Annotated in this window: 14 protein-coding genes; 12 read left to right on the plus strand and 2 right to left on the minus strand. The window is 32.6% G+C overall.

The features are described 5' to 3' along the window. Positions 1–1,722, plus strand: a 1,722-nt coding sequence (locus CDIMF43_RS04335; RefSeq protein ID WP_162532910.1) for an N-acetylmuramoyl-L-alanine amidase, incomplete at its 5' end; no start/stop codon positions are given. A 59-nt stretch (positions 1,723–1,781) separates the two neighbouring features. Here the strand turns inward: CDIMF43_RS04335 and CDIMF43_RS04340 are convergent. Both CDIMF43_RS04340 and CDIMF43_RS04345 read right to left on the minus strand, forming a co-directional pair. Continuing rightward, positions 1,782–3,209 (minus strand): flippase, encoded by a 1,428-nt coding sequence (locus CDIMF43_RS04340; protein WP_109841284.1) that lies wholly within the window; start codon positions 3,207–3,209, stop codon positions 1,782–1,784. A gap of 21 nt (positions 3,210–3,230) precedes the next feature. Further along, positions 3,231–4,064, minus strand: coding sequence for a glycosyltransferase (locus CDIMF43_RS04345; protein WP_074401343.1), 834 nt, complete (start codon positions 4,062–4,064; stop codon positions 3,231–3,233). A 169-nt stretch (positions 4,065–4,233) separates the two neighbouring features. On the opposite strand from CDIMF43_RS04345, the gene CDIMF43_RS04350 reads away from it, so the two are divergent. The 11 genes from CDIMF43_RS04350 (at position 4,234) to CDIMF43_RS04400 (ending at position 14,375) form a co-directional block, all read left to right on the plus strand. Beyond that, the gene (locus CDIMF43_RS04350; protein ID WP_109841285.1) at positions 4,234–5,154 is read left to right on the plus strand and encodes a glycosyltransferase family 2 protein; all 921 of its coding nucleotides are present in this window, start codon (positions 4,234–4,236) and stop codon (positions 5,152–5,154) included. Between the two features lie 15 nt (positions 5,155–5,169). Next, positions 5,170–5,952, plus strand: a complete 783-nt coding sequence (locus tag CDIMF43_RS04355; RefSeq protein WP_109841286.1) for a glycosyltransferase family 2 protein — start codon at positions 5,170–5,172, stop codon at positions 5,950–5,952. Positions 5,953–6,039: 87 nt separating this feature from the next. Then, positions 6,040–6,912, plus strand: a complete 873-nt coding sequence (gene rfbA / locus CDIMF43_RS04360; protein ID WP_074401346.1) for a glucose-1-phosphate thymidylyltransferase RfbA — start codon at positions 6,040–6,042, stop codon at positions 6,910–6,912. Between the two features lie 18 nt (positions 6,913–6,930). Beyond that, positions 6,931–7,491, plus strand: coding sequence for a dTDP-4-dehydrorhamnose 3,5-epimerase (gene rfbC / locus CDIMF43_RS04365; protein WP_074401449.1), 561 nt, complete (start codon positions 6,931–6,933; stop codon positions 7,489–7,491). Between the two features lie 2 nt (positions 7,492–7,493). Beyond that, positions 7,494–8,480, plus strand: coding sequence for a dTDP-glucose 4,6-dehydratase (rfbB, locus tag CDIMF43_RS04370; RefSeq protein ID WP_074401448.1), 987 nt, complete (start codon positions 7,494–7,496; stop codon positions 8,478–8,480). Between the two features lie 69 nt (positions 8,481–8,549). Next, complete coding sequence (rfbD, locus tag CDIMF43_RS04375) at positions 8,550–9,392, plus strand: dTDP-4-dehydrorhamnose reductase (RefSeq protein ID WP_074401347.1); 843 nt, start codon at positions 8,550–8,552, stop codon at positions 9,390–9,392. 116 nt (positions 9,393–9,508) lie between these two features. Continuing rightward, the gene (locus tag CDIMF43_RS04380) at positions 9,509–10,987 is read left to right on the plus strand and encodes a nicotinate phosphoribosyltransferase (protein WP_074401348.1); all 1,479 of its coding nucleotides are present in this window, start codon (positions 9,509–9,511) and stop codon (positions 10,985–10,987) included. 110 nt (positions 10,988–11,097) lie between these two features. Beyond that, a complete protein-coding gene (gene nadE, locus CDIMF43_RS04385; RefSeq protein ID WP_109841287.1) occupies positions 11,098–11,925 on the plus strand; it encodes an ammonia-dependent NAD(+) synthetase in 828 nt (275 codons plus the stop codon). Between the two features lie 95 nt (positions 11,926–12,020). Then, entirely contained in the window at positions 12,021–12,434 is a 414-nt protein-coding gene (locus tag CDIMF43_RS04390; RefSeq protein ID WP_109841288.1) for a GtrA family protein, read from the plus strand. 17 nt (positions 12,435–12,451) lie between these two features. Beyond that, the gene (locus CDIMF43_RS04395; protein WP_193553776.1) at positions 12,452–13,387 is read left to right on the plus strand and encodes a glycosyltransferase family 2 protein; all 936 of its coding nucleotides are present in this window, start codon (positions 12,452–12,454) and stop codon (positions 13,385–13,387) included. 256 nt (positions 13,388–13,643) lie between these two features. Next, positions 13,644–14,375, plus strand: a complete 732-nt coding sequence (locus CDIMF43_RS04400) for a glycosyltransferase family 2 protein (protein ID WP_074401351.1) — start codon at positions 13,644–13,646, stop codon at positions 14,373–14,375. Positions 14,376–14,475 lie beyond the last annotated feature (100 nt).

Raw genomic sequence — 14,475 nt, forward strand, 5'->3', positions numbered from 1 at the left:
CCACACTATAAAAATAAGAATTCAGGTTTTAGTTACAAGTTGGATATAGGTAAAGTAAGTGAAGGAAAACACGTCTTCACAGTAAGAATGACAACTGGGAACGGACAAGTGGTCGAGAATAAATACAACGTTGAAAAACCTAAAGTAGATATATTAAGTTCGATTGATAGTCCACAAAGAAATGAAACGATTTCTGGAATCTATAAAATTAGAGGTTGGGCAATCGCAAGCGAAAAAATTTCAACAGTTAAAGTGGCTGTAGATGGCAAAGAAATGGGAATAGCTACGTATGGACTCCAAAGAGACGATGTCTATCATGCCTATCCCTCATTCAATCAAAAAAATGGAGGGTATGAGTATCAATTAGACACCTCAACACTTACTGGTGGCGACCATAAGCTAGAAGTGATTACAACAACCGTAAGTGGAAAAACAGCCACTTATCGTATTGATATGAAAATTTCAATTTTAACGTATAGAAGTCAATTAGATACCCCAAAAAATGGCGGATATATTTCAAAGAATCAATTAATAAAAGGTTGGGTTTTGAATAAAAGTGAAGTGAAATCAATTTCTGCTTCGATAAATGATACTTTTGTAGGAAATGCTTATCCAGAATACAATAATGCAAATAGTGGTTTTGAATTAAAACTTGCAAATGCCAACTTAAAAGTTGGACTGAATACGTTAAAACTGAAAATCACGTTTATGGATGGCAGTGAAAAAATAATTTCCACTACAGCAACTTATTCAGAAAATTTACTTCCTATCACAGGGTCAATTGATGAGCCTAGCGCCAATCAAGCGAACAATAGTAACGATATGTTAGTTCGAGGTTGGTTCTTAGCTGAAGAAGGAATTGATCAAGTGGATGTATATGTGGACAATGTCTATCAAGGCAAGGCTAATTATGGACAGCTTAGAACAGACGTCGCCAATGCGTATCCACAATATAAAAATTCAAACTCTGGTTACAGTTTATCTGTTTCAACTAGAGGATTAACAGCTGGTAAACACACCGTAAAAGTCATTGCAACATCAAATGTAAGTGGCACTAAGACCTATGAGCAAACTTTTCTTCGTGGAGGTCTTGCAGGTAGAAAAGTGTTCGTTGATCCAGGACATGGCGGCACTGACCCTGGAGCTGTTTCAGGTGGTGTTCAAGAAAAAGATTTGAATTTAAGTGTCTCTCTTAAAGTTCAAGCATTATTAGAATCAAAAGGCGCTGAAGTAATTATGTCGAGAACGGGAGATCAATTTATTCCGTTATCTACGATTTCATCAAAAGCAAATGCATCGAACGCAGATATTTTCGTCAGTGTTCATACAAATTCAGCTGTTGCAAGTGCAACTGGTATTGAAACCTATTCATATAGTGGAGCTTCAAGATCGTTTGGAATGTTTAGTCTTGATTTAGATAAGCAAAATGAATCATTAAGTGAAGGCGATTTTTCAACATTTGGTATTGATCGACTAACTCAAAGTGTAAAATTATCTGAGTTTGTACAAAAATCAATGGTTAATTCAACAGGTGCTGTAGATCGTGGAGCTAAAAAACAAGACTTCCATGTTATTCGTGAAACGAATATGCCTGCGATTCTAACTGAAATAGGGTTTGTCACAAATCCAAGTGAACGAGCTAAGCTTGTTACGGACTGGTATCAAAACCAATTAGCAACAGGTATCTTTAATGGTGTAGAGAATTATTTTAAAACAAATTAAAAAAACAACGGACATTCTAGTTACTAGAGTGTCCGTTGTTTTTTTATTGAATAGAATGATTAATTTCTTGAAAGTACTTTTCCAACTAAGGTATAAAATAATTTGTTTTTAGTAACAAGTAAGAGTGTAAAATACACAATTGCGCCAATAAAAATTTGTAAAATTAATCCCATTGTTCGTGGCCAGCCAAACAATGTTGGTAAATAATTAATAGAAAGAAACATAATGAAACCAAAAAATGCGTAGGTGAACGTGTTTTTTAAGAAAGAACCAAAATCAATAACTTTATAAACAAAGTAGATTTGAATAATTAGGCCAATTAATTCAGCAGCTAATTCGGCATATGATGTAGCGATACTGCCGTAACGACCTACAAAAATATAATTAATAATCAAGCTCAGGATTGCGCCTAGCGTTACTGAAAAAGTGTATTTTTTTGGTTGATTTGTTGCTAATAGCAATTGAACACCAAAAACATTGGCTAAACCAACAAGCAAAATGGAAGGAGCTAGTATTTTTAATACTGGAATGGAAGGTAAAAAATCAGCGCCAAGAAATAGTGCGATAAAGTCATCTCCGATAGCGAATAAACCGAATATAATAGGAAAAGAAATAAGGCAAACAAAACTTGCAGATACATCCATATACCTTCGTACTTGAACATGATTTTTATTGTCAAATTCATTAGCAATTCTAGGGAGAAAAACAGCACTTAAAGGAGTAATAAAACCAATGACCATTCGTACAATCTTACTTGCTTGGCTATAATAACCAACCTCTGTCGGTCCTGCAAATGAATTTAAAATGATTCTGTTTACATTTAAATAAATTTGAGAAGCTATTAAAGGTAAAAAATATTGAATCATTGGCCAAAAGTGATTTTTAAGTTCACTTTTTTGAGGTTTCATAAATTGGATATCTTTTAGTGCAAATTTCCATAAAACAATTTGACCAATAAACGCAGATAAACTGTTGATTAGTATATATTTCCATAAATCATCAGGACTTTTAATAAACAAAAAGATACAAATTAAAGTTACAACACGAACCATGATATTTCTAGTAGTGGTTTTTTTCAATTCTTCTTTTCCATAAAAATACCAAGAAATATCTAACAAAGAAGATCCGAGTGTAAATAAATGGATTAAGTAATAAACATGATTCTGTTTAACAGTACTAATAAAAACTAAGTAACAAAGTATAACTGCCACAGATGCTAAAAATTGAATGGTGTAGATGTTCCAAAAGACTTGCGATGTTTGTTCTTTTGATTTTGTTGTAGCAATTGCGCGACTTCCGTAATTGGCAACATTTAAAATACAAAAAATGGCGAATATTTGAACATAAGCCATAACAGAAGCATCTATTCCAATCATTTTATCTCCCAAAACCCTAGAAGTATACGGAAGAGTTACAATAGGAATTGCCGTAATTAATAGTTGATAGACTAATGAATATAAATAATTTGAAATCATTTTATTTTTCATAGCTGAGTGTTGCCTCCAATTCTATAGAGTGAAATATTTTTTGAGTGTATACATAAAAATTTTCTTGTCTTTAATTACAATGGATTGTTTTAACCCTTGGATTAATAAATGCTTTTTATAAGGTTTCAACAGGTTAGATTTGTAATTTTTATAGAAGGAAGATTCAGAGTCTAAGATACTGCGGTAACGATTGATAGTGATTTGTTCAAAATTTAAAATGGAAAGTTCATGCTGTAATTTTGAATGTGCCACCATAACCGATTTATTTTTTTCATAAATTTTATGGAATAACCAGTGGTCTAAATAATCCAATGGGAATTCATCTGTAAAGCCGTTAATCTCAGTTAAAAAACTGACACGCAAAAAACTTCCTGAATTAATCGCGGTAATCGGGTCGCTGTGAAGTCCTTCAGCAGGCCGAGGTTCGTTTAAGGGATACATAGTATTGGTTGCAACAGGTGAGACAATAACGTCATTAGAAACTACTTGTGGAACCATTGCTACAACATTTTCAGAAAAACTGTCAGCTGTATTTAAAAACTCATTAATATAAGTTTCTGATAACTCTGTATCGTGATCAAATAATAACAGCCAATCAAAATGATGCTCAACTGAATAGTGATACGCATAATTATAAGCATTAGATAAGCCTAAATTTCGCGCATCATGAATGTAGTGAACATTTTCTATCCCAGCAAGATCAGAGGACTGATCAATAGGGCCATTATCATAAACCGTTAACATGTAGTGCTGGAATTTTTCGTTAAAATGAGGGAAAAGTTTTAGGATAGATTGAATTGCAATTGAATCTATAGGTTTTAATTGATAAAGAACAATAATAATATTTAATTTCATAAATTGGATTCCTTTCTACTTTAAAGAGATAAATGGATTAAATCAACTTTCTAAGTATAGCATTTTATTGTTAAGAATATCTAAAAAAACCAACAAATAAAAAACTTTTTTTACTTAATGTGCTATTATGGAGTTAATTGATTTCTAAATATGTCTTGGAGGGAATAATTTGAAAAAAGTACAAATTTTATTATCTACGTACAACGGTGAAAAATTTGTTGAAGAACAAATTGAGAGCTTGCTAAATCAAGATTATAAAAACATTGATATTTTAATACGTGATGATGGGTCAAAAGACCAAACTAAGTCCATCATTAAACGTTATGAAATGAATTATCCAGAAAAAATAGTTGTCATGGATGACGACAATATTGGTGTGAAAAAAAGCTTTATGAAATTGATTGAAAAAGCATCAAAAGCAGCTGACTATGTTGCGTTTTGTGATCAAGATGATTACTGGGAACCTCAAAAAATCAGTAGACTAGTTGAAGTGATGGAAGCAGAATCGCAAGAAGTTCCATTGATGTATTTTTCAAAATTAAATATTGTTGACAGTCAATTAAACTATCTAAGACAAAGTCCTGATCCTGAGATGGGGATTGGGTTTGAAAATGCTTTAATTCAAAACATAGCAACTGGTTGTACGATGGGAATTAATCAAAGTCTATTGAATTTAGTTAAAAGTAGCATGCCAGATCCAGACCTGATTGTCATGCATGACGCATGGTTGTATTTAGTGGCGTCAGCATTTGGGAAAAATTTATATGACAAAGAGTCATACATTTCTTACCGTCAACATGAATCTAATGCTGTAGGCATGTCAACGAGTAAATTAAAAAGTGTCCAAAAAAGATATGAATACTTTAAAAAAGAACGAAAGACTAAACCTTATACAGCACAAGCGAACGAATTTTATAAATGTTTTTACAACCAGTTAGATTCTGACAAACAAAAATTAGTATATGCTTTTTTGTTTTCAAGAAAAAATATGATGCAACGAATGGCTTTTGTCAAAAAAACAAATTTGTATCGTCAAACTGAAATGGACACGAAAATATACAAAATATGCTACATTAAAAATTGGTATTAGGTAGGTTATGAAAAAATGGAAAAAAAAGTAGTTATTAGTATTGTTACTTATAACAGTAGACATATTTTTGATGTGTTAGATTCATTAAAAAGAGAGTTAGCCAATAAACCCAATTACCGAGTGGTTATTTTTGATAATCACTCGGAACCAGATTTTCAAAATAAGTTAAAAAAATACGCAGATATTGCAACAATTCATTTTAACGATGAAAATAAAGGATTTGGTTTTGGCCATAATATAAATTTAATGAATGCGCCGGAAGATTATTATTTAGTGTTTAATCCAGATATTCTATTTAAAGAAGAAGAGATTGTTAAATTAGTTCAATTAATGGAAGAAACGCCAAAAGCAGGAATCTGTGTTCCAAAAGTTTTAAATGATGATGGAACGACGCAATACATTGTTCGTCAGCGCTTTACTTTGTTTGATTATTTACTTAGATTTGTTCCATTCAAGTTTATTAAAAAGGTATTTGATAAACGTCTAAGGTCTTACGAATGTAGAGATTTATCAGAAACGAAGATTACAAAAGTAAAAAGTGGTTCAGGTTGCTTCATGTTGATTCGAGGAAGCCTTTACAATAAAATTGGTGGATTTGATGAGCGCTATTTTATGTATTTTGAAGACAATGACATTTGTTTAGAGACTTGGAAGAATGGCTATGAAGTCATCTACACCCCATTTGCAGAAGTGACTCATTTTTATGAAAAAGGTGCTCATAAAAGTAAAAAATTATTCTTAATTTTTATGAAATCAATGAGACAATTTTTCAATAAGTGGGGTTGGAAATTCTTTTAATTAAATTATTTGAAAATGTGAATTTAACAAATTTTAAAAATATGTTATACTAACGTGACGTAAAAAAAAATTAAGGGGTTGTAATTAGTGAAGGGAATTATTCTTGCTGGAGGAAGCGGTACACGCTTGTATCCATTAACTAAAGCAGTGTCAAAACAATTAATGCCGATTTACGATAAACCAATGATTTATTATCCAATGTCTACTCTAATGTTAGCAGGGATCAAAGATATCTTAATTATTTCTACACCAACAGATACACCAAGATTTGAACAATTGTTTGGAAATGGAAATGAATTGGGTTTAAATATTGAATATAAAGTACAAGAAAGCCCAGATGGACTAGCACAAGCCTTTATTTTAGGTGAAGAGTTTATCGGGGATGATTCAGTTTGCCTTATTTTAGGAGACAACATTTATTATGGTGGTGGAATGTCTAAAATGCTACAAAGAGCTGCTGAAAAAGAAAACGGCGCGACTGTCTTTGGGTATCACGTGAACGATCCAGAGCGTTTTGGAGTAGTTGAATTTGACGAAAACATGCGTGCAATGTCAATTGAAGAAAAACCAGAAGCTCCAAAAAGCAATTATGCAGTAACTGGTTTATATTTCTATGACAATAAAGTAGTTGAAATTGCGAAAAACATTAAACCATCTGAACGTGGTGAACTAGAAATTACAGACGTCAATAAAGCTTATTTAGAAGCGGGTGAACTTGAAGTTGAATTAATGGGACGTGGATTTGCTTGGTTAGATACAGGTACTCACGAATCTTTATTGGAAGCATCAACTTTCATTGAAACGATCGAAAAAAGACAAAACCTAAAAGTTGCTTGTCTAGAAGAAATTTCTTACCGTATGGGATACATTAATCGTGAACAATTATTAGAATTAGCGCAACCATTGAAAAAAAATGGTTACGGCCAATATCTATTACGTTTGGCAGAAACAAAAATTTAGAAAGCGTGGTTGGACAAAATGAAAGTAATCGATACTAAATTACAAGATGTTAAAATTATTGAAACACCTGTCCATGGCGATCACCGTGGTTTCTTTACAGAAAGTTATACTGAAGATAAATTTATTGCAGCCGGTATTCCGAATAAATTTATTCAAGATAACCATTCTTTATCAATGGAACCTGGCGTTATCCGTGGCATGCATTACCAAACAAATCCAAAAGCACAAACAAAATTAGTTCGTGTGACAACTGGAGCGATTTATGATGTATTAGTAGATATGCGTAAAGGTTCACCAACCTACGGACAATGGGAAGGGTATATTCTAAGCGAATACAACCACCGTCAATTACTAGTTCCTAAAGGTTTTGCGCATGGTTTTTGTACAATTACAGGTAATGTAAATGTTCAATACAAAGTAGATGAATTGTATTCACCTGAAAATGACCGTGGAATCGCATTTGATGATCCAGATATCGGGATTGTTTGGCCAATGAACAATCCAATTATGTCAGAAAAAGATACTAAGCATCCACAATTAAAAGATGCAGACAACAACTTTGTTTGGGAGGAAAAATAATGATGAACGTATTAGTAACAGGTGGAGCAGGTTTTATCGGAAGTAATTTCGTACATTACATGTTAGAAAATCACCCAGATTATAAAATTATCAATTTAGATTTATTAACTTACGCAGGAAATATCCACAATTTAGATGACGTGATGGACAATCCAAATCATGTATTTGTACAAGGAAACATTACAAATCGTGAATTAGTTCGTAACTTAGTAAAAACATACAACATTGATCATTTTGTAAACTTTGCTGCTGAGTCACACGTTGACCGTAGTATTTTAAATCCAGAAATTTTTGTTGAAACAAACATTCAAGGAACATTAGCTTTATTAGATGTTGCTAAAGAAATGAATATTGAAAAATATTTACAAGTTTCAACGGATGAAGTTTACGGTTCTCTTGGAGCAGAAGGTTACTTTACTGAAGAAACTCCTTTAGCACCAAACAGCCCATATTCAGCAAGTAAAACAGGAGCTGATTTATTAGTTCGTGCTTACTACGAAACTTATGGCATGAATGTCAATATTACGCGCTGTTCAAATAACTATGGACCTTACCATTTCCCAGAAAAATTAATTCCATTAATGATTACAAACGGTATGGATGGCGAACAATTGCCAATCTATGGTGACGGCTTAAATATCCGTGACTGGTTACACGTACAAGATCACTGTCAAGCAATCGACCTAGTTTTACACAAAGGTGTTAAAGGCGAAGTCTACAACGTTGGTGGACATAATGAACGTACTAATAACCAAATCGTTGACATTATTATTGAAAAATTAGGTTTGTCTCGTGACTTAATCAAGTATGTTGAAGATCGTTTAGGACACGATAAACGTTATGCAATTGACCCAACTAAATTAGAAACTGAACTAGGTTGGAAACCAAAATATACTTTTGATACTGGAATCGTCGAAACAATCGAATGGTATCAAAACAATGAAGCTTGGTGGAGACCTCTTCAAGAACGTGCAAATTTAAATAAATAAACGATACCTTAGAAGAGTTGTTTTATTTATAAAACAACTCTTCTTTTAATCAAGATGGAGGCGATGTAAATGTCAGTTTTAATTACAGGCGGAAATGGTCAGTTAGGTACGGAATTAAAAAAATTGTTAGATGAACAAGGTGTTTCTTATATTGCGGCAGATGCAAAAGAAATGGATATTACAAACGAAGCGATTGTAAATGAAACAATTTCTAACATTAAGCCAGATGTCATTTACCATTGTGCAGCTTATACAGCAGTCGACAAGGCTGAAGATGAAGGTAAAGCTCTAAATCAACTTATTAATGTTGACGGAACTAGAAATGTTGCTAAAGCAGCAGAAGCAAATGGAGCAACGCTGGTTTATATTAGTACTGATTACGTTTTCGATGGGACTAGTACAGATGAATATCCAGTAGATGCAACTCCAAATCCTAAAAATGAATATGGTCGTGCAAAATATGAAGGTGAATTAGAGATTGAAAAGTACATGTCTAAGTATTACATCATTCGTACATCATGGGTTTACGGTGAATTCGGTGGGAATTTTGTGTTTACTATGCAAAAACTAGCAGAAACACACCCAACTTTAACTGTTGTAAATGATCAATTTGGTCGTCCAACTTGGACACGTAATTTAGCAGAATTTATGACGTACGTTGTAAAAGAACATGCTGATTATGGCGTATATCATTTTTCAAATGATGATAGCTGTTCATGGTTTGAATTTGCTAAAGAAATTTTAAAAGATACTGATGTTGAAGTAACACCAGTTGATTCTTCAGCATTTCCTCAAAAAGCGATTAGACCAAAACATTCAATCATGGATTTGAGTAAAACAAAAGCACTAGGTTATTCAATTCCAACTTGGCAAGATGCTTTAAAAGCAATGTTAGATAGTGTAGCTAAATAATAAAAAGCAAAAAGTAAAAGATGAAATTTCGTTTACTTTTTGCTTTTTTTGTGGTTGTTTTTTTCAATATAAGGTATGATAGTATAAAATGTTTTAAGTTAGGAGAACCAGTTAAAGTGAATAAAACTTATTTAGATGACAGTTGGGCGCTACACACTGATCTTTATCAAATTAACATGATGAAAACCTATTGGGAATTAGGTAAAGCGGATAACCATGCTGTTTTTGAATGTTATTTTAGAAACAATCCTTTTGAGAATGGTTATGCAATTTTTGCTGGTCTAGAAAGAATTGTGGATTATATCGAAAAATTGAAATTTACAGATTCAGATATCGCTTATTTAAGAGAAGTTGAAGAATATCCTGAAGCTTTTCTGAAATATTTAAAAGAGTTTGAATTTAAAGCAACTATACGCTCCGTAGAAGAAGGCGAGCTCGTATTTAGTAATGAGCCCTTAGTTCAAGTTGAAGGATCTCTAGCGGACTGTCAGCTTATTGAAACGGCATTGTTGAATATTGTTAACTACCAAACTTTAATTGCTACTAAAGCAGCACGAATAAAAGCAGTTGTGGGATCAGATCCGTTACTTGAATTTGGTACAAGACGAGCACAAGAAATGGATGCAGCAATCTGGGGAACAAGAGCTGCTTATATTGGTGGATGTGACGCAACAAGTAATGTTCGTGCAGGGAAAATTTTTGGTATTCCAGCAAGTGGAACACACGCACACTCCTTGGTACAAGCTTACCGCAATGATTATGATGCCTTTAAAGCATACGCATTAACCCACACGGATTGTGTATTTTTGGTAGATACCTATGATACGCTAAAATCAGGTGTACCAAATGCCATTCGAGTAGCTAAAGAATTTGGAAATAAAATTAACTTTTTAGGTGTTCGTTTAGATAGTGGCGACATGGCTTATATTTCAAAACGCGTTCGTCAACAATTAGATGCAGCAGGATTTGAAGAGGTTAAAATATATGCTTCGAACGATTTAGATGAAAAAACAATTTTGAATTTGAAAATGCAAGGAGCTAAAATCGATGTTTGGGGTGTCGGAACCAAATTGATTACCGCCTACGATCAACCTGCACTTGGCGCTGTTTATAAGTTAGTTTCAATTGAAGACGAGTCAGGTGAAATGGTAGACACTATTAAATTGTCTGGGAATGCAGAAAAAGTTTCCACACCAGGGAAAAAACAAGTGTGGCGAATTACGGCTAACGAGGATGGGAAATCTGAAGGGGACTACATTACATTATGGAACGAACGTCCAGATCAAGCTGAGGAACTGTACATGTTCCATCCTGTTCACACATATATCAATAAAACAGTCGTGAATTTTGCTGCGCGTCCTTTACTAAAAGATATATTTATTGATGGTCGTTTAATTTATGCATTACCGAATCTATCTGAAGTGAAAACTTATGCAACATCTAATTTGGAATCACTTTGGGATGAATATAAGCGTAATTTAAATCCAGAGCCGTATCCTGTTGATTTATCTAAAGTTTGTTGGGAGCACAAAATGGCTAATATTGAGTTAGCTAGAGAGCAAGTGAAGATTCAAGAAAGATATTTTGCTAAATAGCAGCAAAAAATAAGAAACTAATGGGAAATTGCTTTTCATCTGTTCTTATAATTTATGGATAGTAAAATTATGATATAATTGTAAAGAATTCAAATAGGAGCTGATTGAACATGTCTGATTTACAAAATCAAATTACTGCTGAAATGAGAGTCAAATCGGTTATTGATCCAAAAGAAGAAATTCGTAAAAGTATTGATTTTTTGAAAAACTATTTAAAAAAATACCCGTTTTTAAAAACATTAGTGCTTGGTATCAGTGGCGGGCAAGATTCAACATTAACGGGAAAACTTGCTCAAATGGCGATTACGGAATTGAGAGAAGAAACTGGAAATGCAGCATATCAGTTTATTGCGGTTCGATTACCTTATGGTCAACAGGCAGATGAACAAGATGCGATGGATGCTATTGAATTTATGAAGGCAGATAAAATAAAACGAGTTGACATTAAACCTGCTGTAGATGCAAATATGTCTGTTTTAATTGAAATTGATGTTCCAGTTAGTGATTTTGACAAAGGGAATATTAAAGCAAGAGAACGAATGATTGCCCAATATGCTATTGCTGGAGCCTATCATGGAGCAGTCGTTGGAACCGATCACTCAGCAGAATCAATTACAGGGTTTTATACTAAATTTGGTGATGGTGGAACAGATATTAATCCGATTTTTAGATTAAATAAACGGCAAGGTCGTCAATTGTTAAAAGTATTAGGCGCTCCGGAACATCTGTATGCTAAGACCCCAACAGCTGATTTAGAAGACAATAAGCCAGGCTTAGCTGATGAAGTGGCTTTGGGTGTTACGTATGATGACATTGACGACTATTTAGAAGGAAAAAAAGTAGCTTCGGATGTCTCAGAGAAAATAGAAGGATGGTACTTGAAAACACAACACAAACGCCATCTACCTATTACTGTATTTGATGATTTCTGGAAATAACAAGATAACAATTGAAATAATAGCGACTTACGCTCTGTCTTAGCTGATGTGATTTAAGGCAGAGTTGTTTCTATGCTCGTAGAAAGGAAAAAAGAATGAAGCAGCTTTTATCAAAATATCAAGAACCAATCAACTACTTAGTATTTGGCGTACTGACAACTCTTGTAAACATTGGTGTTTTTTATATTTTTAATTCTATTTTTGGAATCAATTACTTAGTTAGCAATGGAATATCATGGATTGCATCTGTTGTTTTCGCCTTTTATACAAATAAGTATTTTGTTTTTAAAACACCTAATAATTCAAATAAAGCTTTTATTAAGGAATTGCTATTGTTTATTTGGTTTAGACTACTGTCTGGTGTGATTGATATGAGTTTAATGTATGTTATGGTTAGCTTGATGAATTTAGACCAAAATATGTCTAAAATCATTGTGCAAGTGATTATTGTCATTTTAAATTATGTATTTAGTAAACTATTTATATTTAAAAAAAGTAAAGGAGATTAATGATGAGTAAAAGTGAAATAATATCGATTGTCGTACCTTGTTACAATGAACAAGAATCACTACCTTTATTTTATAAAGAGTTAGAAAAGGTACGTAAAAATTTAATAAACGCAGATATCGAATACATTTTTGTTAACGATGGTTCAAAGGATAAAACATTAGACGTCTTGCGGGAATTAAACAATGAAGATCCAAAACGAATCAAGTATGTTTCTTTTTCTAGAAATTTTGGTAAAGAAGCTGGATTATATGCTGGTTTAGAGTATGCAACTGGAGATTATGTAGCGGTTATGGATGCTGATTTGCAAGATCCTCCTGAGATGTTACCGGCTATGTTAGAAGAACTTCGAGCAGGAGAATTTGATTGTATCGGTACTAGAAGAGTGAGCCGTGATGGGGAACCTCCAATTCGTTCTTTTTTTGCAAGACAATTTTATAGAATTATTAATCGTATTTCAGATACTGAGATAGTAGATGGTGCAAGAGATTACCGTTTAATGACAAGACAAATGGTAGATGCAATCTTATCACTAAAAGAATACAATAGATTTTCTAAAGGAATTTTTAGCTGGGTTGGATTTGATACAAAGTATTTGGAATATAAAAATCAAGAACGAGTTGCAGGAGAAACTTCTTGGTCTTTTTGGAGCCTATTTAAATATTCATTAGATGGAATTATTGCTTTTTCAGAAGTGCCACTGGTTATTGCCGCATTCTTAGGTTTCTTTTCTTTTATTGCCGCAATGATAGCTTTATTAGTAATAATTGTGAGAGCTTTGATTTTCTCAGATTCTGTTTCAGGATGGCCATCACTTGTGTGCTTTATACTAGCACTTGGAGGGTTACAATTGTTTTGTCTTGGGATATTGGGTAAGTATTTAGGTAAAACGTATTTAGAAACGAAAAATAGACCGATTTATATTGTGAAAGAACAAAGTTCAAGTAAAAACTAGTAGTCAATTGAAATAGAGATTTAAATTGATAATCATTAAGGTTAGCAAAAATTCTGTTTTGTACGTTCCTATTAATTTTAAGATTCGAGGTTTAAAGTTGCCTATTAAATTTATACAAAAATTGATAAGCGTATTAATTTGAAGATTTCTTCAATTTTAGTACGCTTAAAAAAATTGTAAATATTTCAGCTTGCATTGAAATTATGACGTTAAAAAGGTAAAATGTAAAATAGAAGAAAATTATGAGGTGAAATTAATGATATCAGTATGTATGGCAACTTATAACGGTGAAAAATTTATAGAACGCCAGTTAAATTCTATTTTGCCACAATTGAATGAATCAGATGAAGTCATTATTGTTGATGACAGTTCTAAAGATAATACAATTAATTTGATTGAAAAAATGCGAAAAAAAGATAATCGAATTAAATGGGTTCAAAACAATCCTAATTTAGGAGTTCTACAATCCTTTAATAAAGCAATTCATTTAGCTAAAGGTGATATTCTTTTTTTATGTGATCAAGATGATTATTGGTATGAAAATAAAGTCGAAAAAATAATGAGAGTGTTCAATGAAGATCAGTCTGTTTATTTAGTCAGTCATGATGCAGAAGTAAAAGATAATGAGTTTAATTTAATTGATGGTTCGTGGGATCATTACAATGGGAATAAAAAAACGAATAGTATCGTTCAAACAATTATTAAAAATAGCTATACAGGTTGTATGATGGCTTTTAAAAAAGAATTGCGTGATGATACTGCTGAGTTTCCTAAAAAAATTCAAATGCACGATCAATGGTTAGCTTTAGTAGCTATGAAAAATCAATACAAAATTATTAATTTAGAGGATAAGTTAATGGCGTATATTCGACACGGTGCTAATGTTACTGGGGAGAAAAGACCAGTTAGTGAAATGATTCAGGGTAGAGTGAATACCATGATGAGTATTTTAAAGTATAATAATCGAGTGGCTAAGGTGAAGGAATGATAAAAAAAATTAAAAATTTTAAGAAGGTTTCAAGTGAAACAAAATTCTTAATTAAATCAGGAAAAAGCTTTCTAATACCATATGCTTATTTACGTTATGT

It is taken from the genome of Carnobacterium divergens, assembly GCF_900258435.1.
Classification (GTDB): Bacteria; Bacillota; Bacilli; order Lactobacillales; family Carnobacteriaceae; genus Carnobacterium; species Carnobacterium divergens_A.